The sequence below is a fragment of the Streptomyces sp. NPDC002809 genome (genome assembly GCF_040295435.1).
Taxonomy (GTDB): domain Bacteria; phylum Actinomycetota; class Actinomycetes; order Streptomycetales; family Streptomycetaceae; genus Streptomyces.
Map to the genome: position 1 here is coordinate 235719 of NZ_JBEOVJ010000001.1, position 18763 is coordinate 254481.

15 protein-coding genes, 1 tRNA gene and 1 pseudogene are annotated in these 18763 nt (G+C 67.1%); 10 read left to right on the forward strand and 7 right to left on the reverse strand.

What is annotated here, in order from left to right:
• Positions 1–13: 13 nt before the first annotated feature.
• Genes yidC through rpmH form a run of 4 tightly spaced genes read right to left on the reverse strand, consistent with a single transcriptional unit; the run spans position 14 to position 2172 of the window.
• The gene (gene yidC / locus ABT025_RS01055; protein WP_350988387.1) at positions 14–1282 is read right to left on the reverse strand and encodes a membrane protein insertase YidC; all 1269 of its coding nucleotides are present in this window, start codon (positions 1280–1282) and stop codon (positions 14–16) included.
• Positions 1283–1285: 3 nt separating this feature from the next.
• Positions 1286–1645, reverse strand: a complete 360-nt coding sequence (gene yidD / locus ABT025_RS01060; RefSeq protein ID WP_350988391.1) for a membrane protein insertion efficiency factor YidD — start codon at positions 1643–1645, stop codon at positions 1286–1288.
• The gene (gene rnpA, locus ABT025_RS01065) at positions 1642–2013 is read right to left on the reverse strand and encodes a ribonuclease P protein component (protein ID WP_148019659.1); all 372 of its coding nucleotides are present in this window, start codon (positions 2011–2013) and stop codon (positions 1642–1644) included. Before rnpA ends, yidD begins: the two co-directional genes overlap by 4 nt.
• Positions 2014–2034: 21 nt before the next feature.
• Positions 2035–2172: a 50S ribosomal protein L34 gene (gene rpmH / locus ABT025_RS01070; RefSeq protein WP_010985740.1), complete on the reverse strand. Its 138-nt coding sequence runs from the start codon at positions 2170–2172 to the stop codon at positions 2035–2037.
• Between the two features lie 380 nt (positions 2173–2552).
• Here rpmH and dnaA point away from each other — a divergent pair, with 380 nt between their 5' ends.
• The 9 genes from dnaA to ABT025_RS01115 all read left to right on the forward strand — a co-directional run bounded on the left by dnaA (position 2553) and on the right by ABT025_RS01115 (position 15560).
• Positions 2553–4355 carry a chromosomal replication initiator protein DnaA gene (gene dnaA / locus ABT025_RS01075; protein WP_350988394.1) on the forward strand — a complete coding sequence of 601 codons (1803 nt, stop codon included), beginning with the start codon at positions 2553–2555 and terminating at the stop codon, positions 4353–4355.
• A 1131-nt stretch (positions 4356–5486) separates the two neighbouring features.
• The gene (gene dnaN / locus ABT025_RS01080) at positions 5487–6617 is read left to right on the forward strand and encodes a DNA polymerase III subunit beta (protein WP_350988494.1); all 1131 of its coding nucleotides are present in this window, start codon (positions 5487–5489) and stop codon (positions 6615–6617) included.
• Positions 6618–6763: 146 nt separating this feature from the next.
• Positions 6764–7642 carry a phosphogluconate dehydrogenase (NAD(+)-dependent, decarboxylating) gene (gnd, locus tag ABT025_RS01085; protein WP_326737411.1) on the forward strand — a complete coding sequence of 293 codons (879 nt, stop codon included), beginning with the start codon at positions 6764–6766 and terminating at the stop codon, positions 7640–7642.
• Between the two features lie 128 nt (positions 7643–7770).
• A complete protein-coding gene (recF, locus tag ABT025_RS01090; RefSeq protein WP_350988397.1) occupies positions 7771–8901 on the forward strand; it encodes a DNA replication/repair protein RecF in 1131 nt (376 codons plus the stop codon).
• Positions 8898–9476 carry a DciA family protein gene (locus ABT025_RS01095; RefSeq protein ID WP_350988399.1) on the forward strand — a complete coding sequence of 193 codons (579 nt, stop codon included), beginning with the start codon at positions 8898–8900 and terminating at the stop codon, positions 9474–9476. Before recF ends, ABT025_RS01095 begins: the two co-directional genes overlap by 4 nt.
• A 403-nt stretch (positions 9477–9879) precedes the next feature.
• A complete protein-coding gene (gene gyrB, locus ABT025_RS01100; protein ID WP_350988401.1) occupies positions 9880–11985 on the forward strand; it encodes a DNA topoisomerase (ATP-hydrolyzing) subunit B in 2106 nt (701 codons plus the stop codon).
• 73 nt (positions 11986–12058) lie between these two features.
• Complete coding sequence (gyrA, locus tag ABT025_RS01105; RefSeq protein WP_350988403.1) at positions 12059–14704, forward strand: DNA gyrase subunit A; 2646 nt, start codon at positions 12059–12061, stop codon at positions 14702–14704.
• Positions 14705–14797: 93 nt separating this feature from the next.
• Entirely contained in the window at positions 14798–15409 is a 612-nt protein-coding gene (locus ABT025_RS01110) for a DUF3566 domain-containing protein (protein WP_350988405.1), read from the forward strand.
• A 77-nt stretch (positions 15410–15486) separates the two neighbouring features.
• Positions 15487–15560, forward strand: a tRNA-Ile gene (locus ABT025_RS01115).
• A 58-nt stretch (positions 15561–15618) separates the two neighbouring features.
• Here the strand turns inward: ABT025_RS01115 and ABT025_RS01120 are convergent.
• Positions 15619–16323, reverse strand: a pseudogene (locus tag ABT025_RS01120) (site-specific integrase); the annotation flags it as partial.
• Positions 16324–16343: 20 nt separating this feature from the next.
• On the opposite strand from ABT025_RS01120, the gene ABT025_RS01125 reads away from it, so the two are divergent.
• A complete protein-coding gene (locus ABT025_RS01125; protein ID WP_350988409.1) occupies positions 16344–16517 on the forward strand; it encodes an N-acetyltransferase in 174 nt (57 codons plus the stop codon).
• A 916-nt stretch (positions 16518–17433) separates the two neighbouring features.
• Here the strand turns inward: ABT025_RS01125 and ABT025_RS01130 are convergent.
• Together ABT025_RS01130 and ABT025_RS01135 are read right to left on the reverse strand one after the other, a co-directional pair.
• Complete coding sequence (locus ABT025_RS01130) at positions 17434–18087, reverse strand: class I SAM-dependent methyltransferase (RefSeq protein ID WP_350988411.1); 654 nt, start codon at positions 18085–18087, stop codon at positions 17434–17436.
• Positions 18088–18156: 69 nt separating this feature from the next.
• On the reverse strand, positions 18157–18648 hold the full coding sequence (locus tag ABT025_RS01135) for a hypothetical protein (RefSeq protein ID WP_350988413.1): 492 nt from the start codon (positions 18646–18648) through the stop codon (positions 18157–18159).
• Positions 18649–18763 lie beyond the last annotated feature (115 nt).

The window sequence follows — 18763 nt, forward strand, 5'->3', positions numbered from 1 at the left end:
GATGGACTCCTTCTTACTTCTTGGACGGGTGCTTGGGCCGCTGCGGGCCCTTGCGCTGTCCGGACTTGGCTTGGCGTGAGGAGCCGGACGCGGGCTTGCCCGCCGGCTTGGACTTGTCGTCCTGCGGTGCGCTCTTCTGCAGGGAGGTCTTGGACTCGGGCTCCGACTCGCCGGAGTCGGTGTCCTTGGCCCCGGTCGGGTGGCCGGCTGTGGTCTGGCGCTTCGACTTCGTCTGGCGCTTGGGCTGCTGGCGCCGCTGCGCGGCTCCGCCCTCGGCCTCGGCCACGGCCGTGTCGCTCTTGGCCACCGTGCCGTCCTCCTGCGGGGCCAGGCCGAGCTTGGCCAGTCCCGTGACGAACTTCCGCTCGATGTCGTTGCGGTCCGTCCCCTTGGCGAAGATCCGCTTGACCGTGTTGCGCCGGGTCCTGCCCCGCACCTCACCGTGCGCGGTGACGCTCTTCAGGAGACGGCCGAGGTACTGCTCCTGCGCCTTGCTGCCCGGGGTCGGGTTCTGGTTGATCACGTACATCTGCTGACCCATGGTCCAGACGTTCGTGGTCAGCCAGTAGACGAGGACACCGACGGGGAAGTTGATACCCATGACGGCGAAGATCAGCGGGAAGATGTACATGAGCATCTTCTGCTGCTGCATGTACGGCGTCTTGACCGTGAGGTCGACGTTCTTCGTCATCAGCTGGCGCTGCGTGAAGAACTGCGAGGCCGACATCATCACGATCATGACCGCGGTGACGACCCGGACATCCACGAGCGAGGCACCGAGCGCCTGGACCTTCTCGGCGCTGTCCATGAACTTGGCAGCCAGCGGAGCACCGAAGATGTGTGCCTGACGAGCGCTGTCCAGCAGCGACTGGTCGATGACGCCGATCTTCTTGTTCGACGCGATGGCCGAGAGCACGTGGTACAGAGCGAAGAAGAACGGAGACTGCGCCAGGATGGGAAGGCACGAGGAGAGCGGGTTGGTACCCGTCTCCTTGTACAGCTTCATCATCTCTTCGGACTGACGCTGCTTGTCGCTCTTGTAGCGCTCCTGGATCGCCTTCATCTTCGGCTGGAGCACCTGCATGTTCCGCGTCGACTTGATCTGCTTGACGAACAGCGGGATCAGACAGATACGGATGAGCACCACGAGGGACACGATGGACAGACCCCAGGCCCATCCCGTGTCAGGGCCGAAGATGGCCCCGTACAGCTTGTGGAACTGGACGATGACCCAGGAAACAGGCCACGTGATGAAGCTGAACAGACTGGCAATCGTGTCCACTAATCAGGCTCCTTGAGCATTGGGCGAAGTCTCTGCGGCCGAGCTCGGGAGGTCGGTGGCCGACCTCTCGGGAGGCACATCAGCGGCGGAGTCCCCGCCCTTGCTGCCGCGCAAGGCACTACGCAGCAGTTCGTGCCAACGCGGACGTTTGCGTGGTGGAACGTGATCCACGCCGCCGGGTGACCACGGATTGCATCGCAGGATGCGCCAGGCTGTCAGCGCCGTTCCCTTGATCGCTCCGTGCCGGTCGATCGCCGTATATCCATAGTGGGAACACGACGGGTAGTAACGGCAGACAGGCCCGAGAAGTGGGCTGATCGTCCACTGGTACAGCTTGATGAGAGCCAGCAGCGGGTACTTCATCGCGCGCCCCCTCCCAGTAGCCGCTGCAGGGCGGCATCCAGGTCTCGGGCCAGCTGTTCATGGTCGGCGTCACCCGAACCGGGCAACGCACGTACGACAACCAGGCTACCGGGGGGCAGCAGGGCAAGCCGTTCGCGGACCAGATGGCGAAGCCTGCGCTTCACCGCTGTGCGGACGACCGCGCCACCCACTGCTTTGCTGACAACGAAACCCGCACGCGGCGGGGGAGCAGTCTCCCCAGTCACGTGCGGGTCCGTTGCACCGCTGCGTAGATGGACGACGAGTAGAGGGCGACCGGCCCTGCGTCCTCGTCGTACCGCGGTCGCGAAGTCCTCGCGCCGCCTCAGCCGATTCTCGGTAGGCAGCACGTCATGACGACCTGTACGCGATCAGGCGGACAGGCTGGCGCGGCCCTTGCCACGGCGGGACGCGAGAATCGCGCGGCCGGCACGGGTCCGCATACGCAGACGGAAGCCGTGGGTCTTCGCGCGACGGCGGTTGTTCGGCTGGAAGGTGCGCTTGCTCACTCGGGGGCTCCAGTAATGATCGTGTGTTGGCGGGACATCGCCTGGCTGTCACCGTGCGCCCACGAGAGACTCGCGTAAACGCCCTAGTTGCACCGCTTCACAATCACAGATCGTGATCTTTGCCCATCGGAGGCAGGCGGCAGCAGCCATCGACAACTCGACCTGGTCACGGTACGCGCGGCTACGCCATCCGGTCAAACCGACCCTGTCGGACCCCCCATTGTGCACAGCCTGTGGACAACGACTTGAACCGCACGGGTCGGCCCGCCTACCGTGGCTGAACCCCGGTTCTTTTTCTTCCCGCCTGCCGGTCCTCACCCATCCCGACCCATACGTCCCGAGAAACACACATTCGTGGGACCAGCGAGAGAGCGTGCCTTGTGGCTGATGTACCTGCCGATCTTGCCGCAGTGTGGCCACGCGTGCTGGAGCAACTCCTCGGGGAGGGCCAGCAGGGCATCGAGCCGAAGGACAAGCAGTGGATCGAGCGCTGCCAGCCGCTCGCTCTGGTCGCCGACACGGCACTGCTCGCCGTCCCCAATGAATGGGGCAAGCGCGTCCTGGAGGGCCGGCTCGCCCCGCTCATCAGCGAGACGCTGAGCCGGGAGTGCGGCCGGCCGATCCGGATCGCGATCACGGTCGACGACTCCGTCGGCGAACCGCCGAACTCGCCGGCGCCCCCGATGCACCAGTCCCAGCAGCCGCAGCAGCACCGCTACCAAGGGCCTCAGCACGACGAGCGCCAGCACAACGACGGCTATGACGGTTACGGTCACCGGCCCTCGGACGACGGCATGCCGACGGCCCGGCCCGCGTACCCCGACTACCAGCAGCAGCGCCCCGAGCCCGGTGCCTGGCCGCGCACCCAGGAGGACCTCTCCTGGCAGCAACCGCGGCTCGGCGGATTCCAGGACCGCGATCCGTCGGCCGATCAGTGGCGCGAGCCGTACGGAGGCGGCCGCCCCCAGCAGCAGCCGCAGCACGACTACCGTCCGCAGCCGCCCGAGCGCCAGGGGTACGAGCCCCAGCGCCCCGAGCGCCACGACATGCAGGAGCCCCAGCACCGGCAGGGCGGCGGGACCGGCCGGCCCGGCGGTGGCACCGGCCCGATGGGCGCCCAGCCCGCTCCGGCGCCCGGCCCCGGTGAGCCCCACGCCCGGCTGAACCCGAAGTACCTCTTCGACACCTTCGTCATCGGGGCGTCGAACCGGTTCGCGCACGCCGCGGCCGTCGCCGTCGCCGAAGCGCCCGCGAAGGCGTACAACCCCCTCTTCATCTACGGAGAGTCGGGGCTCGGCAAGACCCACCTGCTGCATGCCATCGGGCACTACGCCCGGAGCCTCTACCCGGGTACCCGGGTGCGGTACGTGAGCTCCGAGGAGTTCACCAACGAGTTCATCAATTCGATCCGCGACGGCAAGGGCGACACCTTCCGCAAGCGTTACCGCGATGTCGACATCCTCCTGGTCGACGACATCCAGTTCCTGGCGAGCAAGGAGTCGACGCAGGAGGAGTTCTTCCACACCTTCAATACGCTCCACAACGCCAACAAGCAGATCGTGCTGTCCTCGGACCGCCCGCCCAAGCAGCTGGTGACCCTGGAGGACCGGCTGCGGAATCGTTTCGAGTGGGGCCTGACCACCGATGTGCAGCCTCCGGAGCTGGAGACGCGCATCGCGATCCTGCGCAAGAAGGCAGTGCAGGAGCAGCTCAACGCCCCGCCGGAGGTCCTGGAGTTCATCGCTTCCCGCATCTCCCGCAACATCCGTGAGCTGGAGGGCGCTCTCATCCGGGTGACGGCCTTCGCCAGCCTCAACCGTCAGCCGGTGGACCTCGGGCTGACCGAGATCGTGCTGAAGGATCTGATCCCGGGCGGCGAGGACTCGGCTCCGGAGATCACGGCGACGGCCATCATGGCGGCGACCGCCGACTACTTCGGTCTTACGGTGGAGGATCTCTGCGGATCCTCGCGCAGCCGGGTGCTGGTGACCGCGCGCCAGATCGCCATGTATCTCTGCCGCGAGCTGACGGATCTGTCGCTGCCCAAGATCGGTGCGCAGTTCGGTGGCCGGGACCATACGACCGTGATGCATGCCGACCGCAAGATCCGCGCTCTGATGGCGGAGCGGCGCTCCATCTACAACCAGGTCACCGAGCTCACCAACCGCATCAAGAACGGCTGACGGGCCTTCCCGCACCGTCGCCCGCACCGTCGCCGGCACACGGCACACGGCACACGGCACACGGCAGAGCACAACCGAGAAGGGCGCTCCACGGACTCCCGAAGAGTCTGCGGAGCGCCCTTCCGCGTTCCGCGAGGCGGCTCAGTGGACAGCTCAGGAAGCAGCTCAGTGGACGGCTCAAGAGGCGGCGCAAGGTGCCGGCCGTGCGTCGCTGTGAACCGTCGTGCGTCGCCGAGAACTTCCGTGAACGGCACTCAGAACGCTCCACGAGCGGCCCGATCGGCGGTCCGTGACCGCCCCTCAGGGGATCTCAGAGGGCTCGAGAAGGCTCGCGAGGGGCTTCCCGCCTGCCCACGCTGTTCGAATACTCCCCGGGTAACGGCCGTTCTCCACAGATCTGGGGAGAATTTTCCCTCCACAGCCTGGGGATCCAAAAGTTGTCCATACTGCTTCCACAGGCGCGACAGCCGATACTCCATCAGGCCAGCTCAGGGGCCTGGGGATTTGTGGTCAACAATGATCCACAGCCTGTGGACAACTTTTTCGTCCACAGGGCCCCTCCGACGTTGTCCACCGACGACCCACAGGACGACGGCTGTTTTCCCCAGGAAGGGCGGGCTTCTCCACACCGCTGTCCACTGTTCGGCAACGCAACACCCGCTTTCACCGCCCCGAGTGAAAGGCGTCACACCAAGAGGGCGGGTTGGGCTGTGGGGAACGCGGGTAAAGCTGGGGACAGCCCTGGGGAGAAACCCCCCTGTCCTGTGTACGGGTTGTGCAGAACTTTCCGGTGTCCACAGAAACACCAGGTTGTCCACCGGTGCCACCCACAGGGTCGGTGGACAAAAAAGTGGGTCTGACCTGCGAAAACGACGTTATCCACCGTTTCCACAGGCCCTACTACTACTGCCACCTATAGTTAGCCCGGAATCCGCTTCGAAGTGGGGCCTGTGCACAACTCGGCACCGGAGCTCTCCGGACCTCTCGTCGCGACTTGACCCCGAGCAGCACCGAGTGTCGGTGCCGTACGTCAGACTGGTCCCCGGCGTCCTCCCCCCGGCATCGGTGGAGCGACCCGATCAGACGACGAAGGCCAGCAGGGCGAGCGAGCAACAGCAGGAGGCGGTTCCGGTGAAGATCCGGGTGGAGCGCGATGTACTCGCGGAGGCTGTGGCCTGGGTGGCCCGTAGCCTCCCGGCCCGTCCGCCGGCGCCCGTTCTTGCGGGCCTTCTGCTGAAGGCTGAGGACGGAGCCCTCAGCTTCTCGAGCTTCGACTACGAGGTCTCGGCCCGGGTCTCGGTGGACGCCGAGATCGAGGAGGACGGCACGGTGCTCGTCTCCGGCCGGCTGCTTGCCGACATCTGCCGTGCCCTGCCCAACCGTCCGGTGGAGATTTCCACAGACGGTGTACGGGCGACCGTGGCCTGTGGTTCCTCACGATTCACACTCCACACCCTTCCTGTGGAGGAGTACCCGGCACTGCCGCAGATGCCGACCGCGACCGGCACCGTGCCCGGTGAGGTCTTCGCCTCGGCGGCTGCCCAGGTCGCCATCGCGGCGGGCCGCGACGACACGCTGCCCGTTCTCACCGGTGTGCGCATCGAGATCGAGGGCGACACCGTCACCCTCGCCTCCACCGACCGCTACCGCTTCGCGGTCCGCGAGTTCCTCTGGAAGCCGGAGAACGCCGACGCCTCCGCCGTCGCGCTGGTGCCCGCCAAGACGCTGCTGGACACCGCCAAGGCGCTGACCAGTGGCGACACGGTGACGCTCGCGCTTTCGGGCTCCGGTGCCGGTGAGGGCCTCATCGGTTTCGAGGGCGCGGGGCGGCGTACGACCACCCGACTGCTCGAAGGCGATCTGCCGAAGTACCGCACGCTCTTCCCCACCGAGTTCAACTCGGTCGCGGTCATCGAGACGGCCCCCTTCGTCGAGGCCGTCAAGCGCGTGGCCCTGGTGGCCGAGCGGAACACCCCGGTGCGGCTGAGCTTCGAGCAGGGCGTCCTGATCCTGGAAGCGGGTTCCAGCGACGACGCACAGGCTGTGGAGCGCGTCGACTCCGTGCTGGAGGGCGACGACATCTCGATCGCCTTCAACCCGACCTTCCTGCTCGACGGCCTGAGCGCCATCGACTCCCCGGTCGCCCAGCTCTCCTTCACGACGTCCACCAAGCCCGCGCTGCTCAGCGGCCGGCCCGCCGTGGACGCCGAGGCGAACGATGCGTACAAGTACCTGATCATGCCGGTCCGCCTCTCCGGCTGATCCGGCCACCGGTCCTGCCGACGCTCAAGGAATCGCGGCAGGACCCGACGGGCACGTTCAGCGCCGAGCATGCCCGGCGTCCTGTCCCCTGCCGGGCGTAGGCTCGGTCCTGGGTACGAATCGGCACAACGCTTAAGGAATCTCTGATGGAGCTCGGTCTCGTCGGTCTCGGCAAGATGGGCGGCAACATGCGCGAGCGCATCCGCCGCGCCGGCCACACCGTCATCGGTTACGACCGCAACCCGGACGTCGCCGATGTCCACAGCCTCGAAGAGCTTGTGGGCAAGCTCAAGGGCCCCCGCGTCGTGTGGGTGATGGTCCCGGCCGGTGCCGCGACCCAGTCCACGGTCGACGAGCTGGCCGAGCTGCTCTCGCCCGGCGACATCGTCGTGGACGGCGGGAACTCCCGCTGGACCGACGACGAGAAGCACGCGGTCGAGCTGGGCATCAAGGGCATCGGCTTCGTCGACTGCGGCGTCTCCGGCGGCGTCTGGGGCCTGGAGAACGGCTACGCGCTGATGTACGGCGGCGACGCCGAGCACGTCGCGAAGGTCCAGCCGGTCTTCGACGCCCTGAAGCCCGAGGGCGAGTTCGGTTCCGTCCACGCGGGCAAGGTCGGCGCAGGCCACTTCGCGAAGATGGTTCACAACGGCATCGAGTACGCCATGATGCAGGCCTACGCCGAGGGCTGGGAGCTCCTGGAGAAGGTCGACTCCGTCACCGACGTGCGCGAGGTCTTCCGGTCCTGGCAGGAGGGCACGGTCATCCGTTCCTGGCTGCTCGACCTGGCGGTCAACGCGCTGGACGACGACGAGCACCTGGACCAGCTCCGTGGCTTCGCCGCCGACTCCGGCGAGGGCCGCTGGACGGTGGAGGCCGCGATCGACAACGCCGTGCCGCTGCCCGCGATCACCGCGTCGCTCTTCGCGCGCTTCGCCTCGCGCCAGGACGACTCCCCGCAGATGAAGATGATCGCCGCGCTGCGCAACCAGTTCGGCGGCCACGCGGTCGAGAACAAGAAGTAGCGGTCGGGAACAACAAGGAAGCAGCGGCCGAGCACAATCGGTAGCCGCAACGAGGTGCGGGCCGGACCGGGCGGTCCGTCCCGCACCACGGAGCACGGAGCAGGAAGCCGGGAAGGTCGGCGTACACCATGCATGTCACGCATCTGTCGCTGGCCGACTTCCGCTCGTACGCCCGGGTCGAGGTGCCTCTCGACCCGGGCGTCACCGCGTTCGTGGGGGCCAACGGCCAGGGCAAGACCAATCTCGTCGAGGCCGTCGGCTATCTCGCGACGCTCGGAAGCCATCGCGTCTCCTCCGACGCACCGCTGGTGCGCATGGGCGCCGACCGGGCCGTCATCAGGGCGGCCGTCACCCAGGGCGAGCGGTCCCAGCTGGTCGAGCTGGAGCTGAATCCCGGCAAGGCCAACCGCGCCCGGATCAATAGGTCCTCGCAGGTCAGGCCGCGTGACGTGCTGGGGATAGTGCGCACGGTGCTGTTCGCGCCGGAGGATCTGGCACTGGTCAAGGGCGACCCCGGCGAGCGCCGGCGGTTCCTCGACGAGCTGGTCACGGCGCGTTCACCGCGGATGGCCGGGGTGCGCTCCGACTACGAGCGGGTGCTCAAGCAGCGCAACACGCTGCTGAAGTCCGCGGCGATGGCACGCAGGCACGGCGGGCGTTCCATGGACCTGTCGACGCTCGACGTGTGGGACCAGCACCTGGGCCGGGTGGGTGCTGAGCTGCTGGCGCAGCGGCTGGACCTGATCGCGACGCTTCAGCCCCTGGCCGACAAGGCGTACGCGGACGTGGCGCCGGGCGGTGGTCCGGTGACGCTGGAGTACCGGAGCTCGGTGGGCGCCGAGGTGGAGCCCGCGCGGACGCGCGACGAGTTGTACGCGCAGTTGATCGCGGCCCTCGCCGAGGTGCGCAAGCAGGAGATCGAGCGGGGCGTGACGCTGGTCGGCCCGCACCGCGACGACCTGGTCCTTGGCCTGCGCGGAATGCCCGCCAAGGGGTACGCGAGCCACGGTGAGTCCTGGTCGTACGCGCTGGCCCTGCGGCTGGCCTCGTACGATCTGCTGCGCTCCGAGGGCAACGAACCGGTGCTGGTGCTGGACGACGTCTTCGCCGAGCTGGACGCCCGTCGCCGGGAGCGGCTGGCCGAGCTGGTGGCCCCCGGCGAGCAGGTGCTGGTGACGGCAGCGGTGGACGACGACGTCCCCGGGGTGCTCGCGGGGACGCGGTACGCGGTGTCCGCCGGCGAGGTGGAGCGGCTGTGAGTGGCGACGGGGGCGGCAAGGACCCGGCCGGGCCGGCCGGGCCGGCCGGGGACCCGGCGAAGAAGCCGGAGCTCTCGGGCGTGGACCTGGCGCGGGTGGCCCTGCACGCGGCGAAGGAGCAGGCGAAGGCGCGTGGTGCGGCCGCGCAGCAGAAGAAGCAGGCCCGGAGGGGCGGCGGGCTGCGTTCCGGCGCTCGGGCGGACGGCCGGGATCCGCTGCCGCTGGGTGCCGCGATCAATCGGCTGATCACCGAACGCGGCTGGGAGACGCCGGCCGCGGTGGGCGGTGTGATGGGCCGGTGGCCGCAGATCGTGGGTGACGATCTGGCGAATCACTGTGTGCCGTTGCGTTACGACGAGGCGCCCGATGAGCGGGTGCTGACGGTGCAGTGCGACTCCACGGCGTGGGCGACGCAGCTGAGGCTGCTGGCGCCGCAGCTGGTGGCCCGGCTGAACGCGGACCTGGGGCACGGCACCGTACGGATGATCAAGGTCCTGGGGCCGGGAGGGCCTGCGCGCAGGTACGGTCCGCTGCGCGCTCCGGGGAGCAAAGGCCCGGGCGACACCTATGGATAACCCTGCCTGACCTGGTCTTCTTCTCCTGAACGACCGCGATCATGGTGCCGGCCGCGAGAGGCCGGGGGCGTGATGTGCCCTCCTTGTCGCCGATGACCCCGATACCCCTGTTGTGGCGGTGTGCGGTGGTTGCAACCGTACGGCGGGGAGCGGGCGTCCCTCACCGTAGCGGGAGGCTGACAGGCCGAAGCGCTCAATGCCCGTGTGAGCCTCTTGAGGCCCCTTCCCGAATATGGGGAGTCGTCAGGCGCTCATTCAGGGCGGCACATGCGGACTCAGGTACCGGCAAACCCCCATTCGGGTCGGCGCTACCGGTAGACTGGTGGACAATCCCGCGTCCTTGCGGGATTCGTCGATACAAGCCGAACGACGCAGCCGCTCCCGCCTGCCCGGAGAACGGCCTGTGCTGTGCCAGAAAGGGCGCTTCGTGGCCGATTCCGGCAACCCCAACGAGAACATTCCGTCCACCCCCGGTGAGAGCAGCGCTGCTCCCGCCACGGCCGAGGCGAAGGCGCCGGGTGAGGTGAAACCCTCGTACGACGCCAACGCGATCACCGTGCTGGAGGGTCTGGACGCGGTCCGCAAGCGGCCTGGCATGTACATCGGCTCGACCGGTGAGCGCGGTCTCCACCACCTCGTGCAAGAGGTCGTCGACAACTCGGTCGACGAGGCGATGGCCGGGCACGCGGACAGCATCGACGTCACGATCCTCGCCGACGGCGGGGTGCGCGTGATCGACAACGGCCGTGGCATCCCGGTCGGCATCGTGCCGTCCGAAGGCAAGCCGGCCGTCGAGGTCGTGCTCACCGTCCTGCACGCGGGCGGAAAGTTCGGCGGCGGCGGTTACGCCGTCTCCGGTGGTCTGCACGGTGTCGGTGTCTCCGTGGTCAACGCGCTGTCCACCCGGGTGGCCGTCGAGGTCCGGACGGACGGCTACCGCTGGACCCAGGACTACAAGCTCGGCGTCCCGACCGCCCCGCTGGCCCGTAACGAGCCCACTGACGAGACGGGCACGTCGGTCACCTTCTGGGCCGACGGGGACATCTTCGAGACGACCGAGTACTCCTTCGAGACCCTCTCCCGGCGTTTCCAGGAGATGGCCTTCCTCAACAAGGGCCTCACCCTCAAGCTCACCGACGAGCGTGAGTCGGCGAAGGCGACGGCCGGTGCGGACAGCGCCGAGGCGGTCGACGTCCCCGAGGACGAGACGACCCGCACGGTCACGTACCACTACGAAAACGGCATCGTCGACTTCGTGAAGTACCTCAACTCCCGCAAGGGCGATGTCATTCACCAGTCGGTGATCGACATCGAGGCCGAGGACAAGGACCGTCTCCTCTCGGCCGAGATCGCCATGCAGTGGAACACGCAGTACAGCGAGGGGGTCTACTCCTTCGCCAACGCGATCCACACGCACGAGGGCGGTACGCACGAGGAGGGCTTCCGTGCGGCGCTGACCTCTCTGGTCAACCGGTACGCGCGCGACAAGAAGCTGCTGCGCGAGAAGGACGACAACCTCACCGGTGAGGACGTCCGCGAGGGTCTGACGGCGATCATCTCGGTGAAGCTCGGCGAGCCGCAGTTCGAGGGCCAGACGAAGACCAAGCTGGGCAACACGGAGGCCAAGACCTTCGTGCAGAAGGTCGTCCACGAGCAGCTGACGGACTGGTTCGACCGGAACCCCAACGAGGCCGCCGACATCATCCGCAAGGGCATCGCCGCCTCGACCGCCCGTGTGGCGGCCCGCAAGGCGCGTGACCTGACCCGTCGCAAGGGCCTCCTGGAGAGCGCCTCGCTGCCGGGCAAGCTGAGCGACTGCCAGTCCAACGACCCGACGAAGTGCGAGATCTTCATCGTCGAGGGTGACTCCGCCGGTGGTTCGGCGAAGTCCGGCCGTAACCCGATGTACCAGGCCATCCTGCCGATCCGCGGCAAGATCCTGAACGTCGAGAAGGCCCGGATCGACAAGATCCTGCAGAACACCGAGGTCCAGGCACTGATCTCGGCCTTCGGCACCGGGGTCCACGAGGACTTCGACATCGAGAAGCTCCGCTATCACAAGATCATTCTGATGGCGGACGCCGACGTCGACGGTCAGCACATCAACACCCTGCTGCTGACGTTCCTCTTCCGCTTCATGCGGCCGCTGGTCGAGGCCGGGCACGTCTACCTCTCGCGCCCGCCGCTCTACAAGATCAAGTGGGGCCGGGACGACTTCGAGTACGCGTACTCGGACCGCGAGCGCGACGCCCTCGTGGTGCTCGGCAAGGAGAACGGCAAGCGGATCAAGGAAGACTCGATCCAGCGCTTCAAGGGCCTCGGCGAGATGAACGCCGAGGAGCTGCGTGTCACCACGATGGACGTCGACCACCGTGTGCTCGGCCAGGTCACGCTCGATGACGCGGCGCAGGCCGACGACCTGTTCTCGGTGCTGATGGGTGAGGACGTCGAGGCACGGCGCTCGTTCATCCAGCGCAACGCCAAGGACGTCCGCTTCCTCGACATCTGAGTCGGCCGTACAAGGAGGAGGGTCCGGCGACCCTCCAAGCCGCAGCCGCAGCGCGAAAGGACTTTGACCAGCAATGGCCGACGAGAACACCCCTGCCCCCGTGACGCCCGAAGAGGTCCCGCCCGTCGAGGGCGTGGGCATGCGTGTCGAGCCCGTCGGGCTCGAGACGGAGATGCAGCGCTCCTACCTCGACTACGCGATGTCCGTCATCGTGTCGCGTGCCCTGCCCGACGTGCGGGACGGCCTCAAGCCCGTCCACCGCCGGGTGCTGTACGCGATGTACGACGGCGGCTACCGGCCCGAGAAGGGCTTCTACAAGTGCGCCCGCGTCGTCGGTGACGTCATGGGTACGTACCACCCGCACGGCGACTCCTCGATCTACGACGCCCTGGTGCGCCTGGCGCAGCACTGGTCGATGCGCATGCCGCTCGTGGACTCCAACGGCAACTTCGGTTCCCCGGGCAACGACCCGGCCGCCGCCATGCGGTACACCGAGTGCAAGATGATGCCGCTGTCCATGGAGATGGTCCGGGACATCGACGAGGAGACCGTCGACTTCAAGGACAACTACGACGGCCGCAACCAGGAGCCGGTGGTTCTGCCGGCGCGCTTCCCGAACCTGCTGATCAACGGTTCGGCGGGCATCGCGGTCGGCATGGCGACCAACATCCCGCCGCACAACCTGCGCGAGGTGGCGTCCGGCGCCCAGTGGTACCTGGAGCACCCGGAGGCCTCGCCGGAGGAGCTGCTCGACGCACTCCTCGAGCGGATCAAGGGCCCGGACTTCCCGACGGGCGCGCTCGTCGTGGGCCGCAAGGGCATCGAGGAGGCGTACCGCACGGGCCGTGGCTCGATCACGATGCGCGCGGTCGTGGCGGTCGAGGAGATCCAGAACCGCCAGTGCCTGGTGGTCACGGAGCTTCCGTACCAGACCAACCCCGACAACCTCGCGCAGAAGATCGCCGACCTGGTGAAGGACGGCAAGGTCGGCGGCATCGCGGACGTCCGTGACGAGACCTCGTCGCGTACGGGTCAGCGCCTGGTCGTCGTGCTGAAGCGGGACGCGGTCGCCAAGGTCGTACTGAACAACCTGTACAAGCACACCGATCTGCAGACCAACTTCGGCGCCAACATGCTGGCGCTGGTGGACGGGGTGCCGCGCACCCTGTCGATCGACGCGTTCATCCGCCACTGGGTGACGCACCAGATCGAGGTCATCGTCCGGCGTACGAAGTTCCGGCTGCGCAAGGCCGAGGAGCGCGCGCACATCCTGCGCGGCCTGCTCAAGGCCCTGGACGCCATCGACGAGGTCATCGCCCTCATCCGGCGCAGCAACACCGTGGAGATCGCGCGTGAGGGCCTGATGGGCCTGCTGGAGATCGACGAGATCCAGGCGAACGCGATCCTGGAGATGCAGCTGCGCCGGCTGGCCGCGCTGGAGCACCAGAAGATCACCGCCGAGCACGACGAGCTCCAGGCGAAGATCAACGAGTACAACGCGATCCTCGCCTCGCCCGAGCGGCAGCGGCAGATCGTCAGCGAGGAGCTGGCGGCGATCGTCGACAAGTTCGGCGACGACCGGCGCTCCAAGCTCGTGCCCTTCGACGGTGACATGTCCATCGAGGACCTGATCGCCGAGGAGGACATCGTCGTCACGATCTCCCGCAGCGGTTATGTGAAGCGCACGAAGACGGACGACTACCGCTCGCAGAAGCGCGGCGGCAAGGGTGTGCGCGGCACGAAGCTCAGGGAAGACGACATCGTCGACCACTTCTTCGTGTCGACGACGCACCACTGGCTGCTGTTCTTCACCAACAAGGGCCGGGTCTACCGGGCGAAGGCGTACGAGCTCCCGGACGCCGGCCGCGACGCCCGCGGTCAGCACGTGGCGAACCTGCTGGCCTTCCAGCCGGACGAGCAGATCGCGCAGATCCTGGCGATCCGCGACTACGACGCCGCGCCTTATCTGATCCTGGCCACGAAGGGCGGTCTGGTGAAGAAGACCGCGCTGAAGGACTACGACTCACCGCGTTCGGGCGGCGTCATCGCCATCAACCTGCGCGAGACGGCCGACGGCTCCGACGACGAGCTGATCGGTGCGGAGCTGGTGTCCTCCGAGGACGATCTGCTGCTCATCAGCAGGAAGGCCCAGTCGATCAGGTTCACTGCGACGGACGACGCGTTGCGCCCGATGGGCCGCGCCACTTCGGGTGTCAAGGGCATGAGTTTCCGTGAGGGAGACGAACTGCTCTCGATGAATGTCGTCAGGCCCGGTACTTTCGTGTTCACTGCCACTGACGGCGGGTACGCGAAGCGGACCCCTGTCGACGAGTACCGCGTCCAGGGTCGCGGTGGCCTGGGCATCAAGGCCGCCAAGATCGTGGAGGACCGGGGCTCGCTGGTCGGCGCGCTGGTGGTCGAGGAGACGGACGAGATTCTCGCCATCACGCTCGGCGGTGGTGTGATTCGTACGCGAGTCAATGAAGTCAGGGAGACGGGCCGTGACACCATGGGCGTCCAACTGATCAATCTGGGCAAGCGAGACGCCGTCGTCGGCATCGCGCGGAACGCCGAGGCAGGTCGCGAGGCCGAAGAGGTCGACGGTCCTGTCGACGCTGATGCCGAAGGCGAGACGGCCGAGGCAGTGACAGCTGAGGCCACCGCGGCCGACAGCACAGTCGAGGGCAACACGTCCTCGACCGGGGAGCACGAGGAGTAGAGCGTGAGTGGAGCCACGGGCGCCGGTTCGGCCGCTTCCGAAGCCGGCGGAAACGGCGCCCGTGGCCCTGCCACGGACTCCCAAGGGGGCACTGTGACGGATACCCGGGGCCCTCAGCCCCAGTACGAGGGTTACGCGACCGGGCCGTTGCCCGGTGAGCGGGAACCCGCACCGGGCCAGGCCGGCCCGTACCACCCTCCGCAGGCCTACCCCTCGCCCCCGGGCGGGACCCAGGGTGGCGGCCGGTCCCACGGAGGGCGGCAAGGCGCCGTGCAGGGCGCAGGAACGGCCCAGGCGACCCGCAGACCCCGGACGGGGGCGCGGACGACTCCGCGGACCCGTAAGGCACGTCTGCGCGTGGCCAAGGCCGATCCGTGGTCGGTGATGAAGGTCAGCTTCCTGCTGTCCATCGCGCTCGGCATCTGCACGGTCGTCGCGTCGGCGGTGCTGTGGATGGTCATGGACGCGATGGGCGTCTTCGAGACCGTCGGCGGCACCATCAGCGAGGCGACCGGTTCGAACGAGGGCAACGGCTTCGACCTTCAGTCGTTCCTGTCCCTGCCGCGGGTGCTGATCTTCACCTCGGTCATCGCGGTGATCGACGTGGTGCTGGCCACCGCGCTGGCGACGCTGGGCGCCTTCATCTACAACCTGTCGGCCGGCTTCGTGGGCGGCGTCGAGCTCACCCTGGCCGAGGACGAGTAGCGGCGCGGGTATCGATTTTGGGACTGGCCCCGACGTGCGCTAATCTTCTTCACGTCAGCGCGACACAAAAGCGCGGCGGGGCTATAGCTCAGTTGGTTAGAGCGCATCCCTGATAAGGATGAGGCCACAGGTTCAAATCCTGTTAGCCCCACTTGTACGAAGGCCCCTCACCGGTAACGGTGGGGGGCCTTTGACATCTCCGGCTGACATCAGCCGATCAACGGATCTTCCAGGAGTTCGGCGAGCAGCGTCACGGCTTCCCGCTCTCCGTCGCCCACCACGTGGGTGTAGACGTCCATGGTCATGCTGATCTGGCTGTGCCGGAGGATCGCTTGGGCAACCTTGGGGTGCACCTTCAGGGAAGCCAGCAGGGTGCCACAGGTGTGGCGAGCCAGCCGCACAGTGATCCGGCGGACGCCGGCCCGCTTCACCAAGGCGTTGAAGCTACGGGAGAAGCCCACGGGATCGATCAGGCCGCCTCGCTCGGACGAGAAGATCAGTTCTTCTCCCGGCTTCTGGTTCCAGTGGTCCCCCACGATCTTCCGTTCCAGGTCTTGCAGCGTCCGGCGTTCCTCCAGAGCACGGGCACAGAACTCGGGCAGCGGCAGCACCGCGTGGGAGGACTCAGTCTTGAGGTCCTTGAGGACCAGGCCGACGCCCTTGACCCGCTGCACCTGCTTGAGCGGCGTGAACTGTCGCTGATCAAAGTCGACGTCCTGCCAACGCAGACCCAGCACCTCGCTGCGACGCAGGCCGAGGACGAGCACCAGGACGCAGGCCGCGTAGAGGCGGTGCGCACGAGCCGAGCGCAGGAACGAAATTGCTTCCCGCGCGTTCCACGGCTTGGCCTCCCGCTTGGTCACCTTGGGCATGTCGACCAGCTCAGCGACGTTCCGCGTCAGCAGTTCCTCACGAAAGCCTCATGCGCGCAGCTATGGACTATGCGAAGGCGCACGACTTCCACCTCTTGCTCGATGTGTTGACCAAGGATGCGTCGGCCATCCGCCTCTACGAACGCCTCGGCTGGCGCTTCATCGGCGATGCCTCGCACCGGTTCGGAGCCGACGAGCAGGCCCCGGCTAAGTGCTACGTCTGGTCCGCCAGCTAGCCCGAGGGGTTACAGGTTTCTCTACCTCATCAAGGCACCCTGAGGTTCCCCCGAGATGCGGAAGATGATGACAGAGGGTCAGATGGTTCTCATGGAGCTGGGGTGAGTGGTGGGTTGTGCGGCGGCGCTGAAGCTTGGTCGGCAACTGAGGAGGCTCCGTTGACTCCATCGCTACGATGCGTTCGTGGATGGAGAACTCGGGATCATGCTGGTGTGGGGCGTCGGGGCCATCGGTGGTGGAACGGTACTGGCTACCAACTTCCGTGGAGCCGCGGAATCGTTCCATGATTTGATCCCTGCGGGCAGGCGGTGGCCTCGTACCTTGCCAGGTCTCAGGACGTTCGCTGGAGCGTTCGCAGTCCTGGGAGTGATATGGGTCAGCGTTGAGTTCGTTGGCTGACCGCGCCTCATGACATCAACTGCTGACACCAACAGCAGCGACCGGCGGCGGTTAAGCCCGGCCATGGGACACGGTGCAGCCTGCTGGAACATTCGGATGACCTTGAATCCAGATCCGGTGTGCTCGACCTGATAAGGATGAGGCCACAGGTTCAAATCCTGTTAGCCCCACAGCAGCAAGTGCCAGGTCAGAAGGCCGGTAGATCTCAGGATCTGCCAGCCTTCTGCTTGTCACGACTCTTTGAGTATCGGTCCACACCCTGTGGAACTGCGATCGCCGTGCGCGGAGTGCCTGGTGGGGAGATGGCATCCCCCTTGATGCGCAGTCGTCTGACACACAACCCCTACGTGGCGCCTGGTGAGCTTGGAGGCAAGCCAGGCGGAACAAGGGCGCCCCTGTGTCGAATAGGTCGGCTGGGGCCGCCAGCGCCCCCAGCCGCGCTACGCTCCCCCGGTTGGCCGCTGCACTCCGCATTTCCGCTCTCCAGCCTCTTGCGGGCCGTGCGGTGCCGGACTTTCAGCCGCGGGCACGGACGATCAGAGTGCCGATGTGACCAGGCTCGGGGGCATCGACAATGCGGGTCTCGATGTCGCGGAACCCCTGCCGCTCCAGGAGCGCGGCCCACCGGCGGGGCGTGTAGCTGTAGCGGTACGTGAACATTGCCTTCCCGGCGAAGCCCCCCTTGTACATCCCCTGCGGACCGTAGGCGCCAGGGATGGCTGGCGGATGAGAGAACACGAGGACGCCACCGGGGGCCAGCCGCTCAGCAAGGAGCGGGAACAGCTTGGCCGGGTTGGTGAACCACACCGCCCCGAAGATCGAATAGATGGCGTCGTACTTCTGTGTGTCGACGCGGAGGTGATCGAGCACCTCCGCGCAGACGAAGTCCACCCCCAGGTGTCCCCAGCGCTCCGTGGTCTTCTTGACCATCACGGGCGAGAGGTCCACGCCGGTGGCCTTGACCCCTCGCTCCGCGAGATGCGCCAGCGCCCGGCCGGTACCGCAACCGATCTCCAGCACGGACTGGGGCTCGCCAAGCAACTCGGCCCCCGGACCGTGACCGGCGTACTGGGTCCAGTTGAAAACCGGCTGCATGTCGTCCTTGAACGCGTTGCCGGCGTACGTGTCCCACAGTTCGGTCTCGGCCGCGATGTCGTGTCGTGCGGGCACGGCACTCCCTTCATGAGCGGAATGGCCCCCGCCCTCCGCGCGAGAGGAGGACGGAGGCCAGCCTATGGGTCAGTGACTGTCTGGCACCTTGCTGTCGCACGGAGAGCACTCCGCGCCGTCGATGGCCCACAGCTCCGCGTCGATGTCGAAGCCGTTGGACCGGAGGAAGTCTGCGGTCCGCAGGCACAGGCCGTCGCTGCGGCGCTGGATAAACGGTGCGTGGTGCTTGTACTGGCCGCCGTTGTAGGCGTCGCACAACGCGAAGTACACCGGGGTGTCGAGGATGAGCTGGTGCACGCCGATGTCCACGATCTTGCCCACGCCGAGGCGCACGTCCGGGTGCTCCATGGCAGTGATCGTGTACATCACGGCGTTCGCGAGGATCCGCTCGGCCATGTTGCGGACCATGACGTTGTCGCGAAGCAGGAGGGCGATCTCGCGCTCCCAGATAGTCCCGCCGTCGGCCACGTTGATAGTGAGGTGGCCGATGTGGGGTTGGACGGCATTGAGGATGGTCTGCGGGTCGTGGGTTCGCGTCTGCGGCTGGACTGAGGTGCTCATCTGGGCAATTCCTCCTGCACGTTGGTGGTGCAACGGACTTGCGGATCCCGTCCGCACCGGGCGACGGGGTGCGCCGGTGCGGACGGGAGTCATTGGGTGATGCTTGCGCAGCAGG

Bases quoted from the DNA above. Each gene is read 5' to 3' on its own strand.
- recF (WP_350988397.1), top strand. From the start codon at position 7,771: ATGCATGTCACGCATCTGTCGCTGGCCGACTTCCGCTCGTACGCCCGG.
- ABT025_RS01135 (WP_350988413.1), bottom strand. From the start codon at position 18,648: ATGAGCACCTCAGTCCAGCCGCAGACGCGAACCCACGACCCGCAGACC.
- ABT025_RS01125 (WP_350988409.1), top strand. From the start codon at position 16,344: ATGGACTATGCGAAGGCGCACGACTTCCACCTCTTGCTCGATGTGTTG.
- yidD (WP_350988391.1), bottom strand. From the start codon at position 1,645: ATGAAGTACCCGCTGCTGGCTCTCATCAAGCTGTACCAGTGGACGATC.
- gyrA (WP_350988403.1), top strand. From the start codon at position 12,059: ATGGCCGACGAGAACACCCCTGCCCCCGTGACGCCCGAAGAGGTCCCG.
- gnd (WP_326737411.1), top strand. From the start codon at position 6,764: ATGGAGCTCGGTCTCGTCGGTCTCGGCAAGATGGGCGGCAACATGCGC.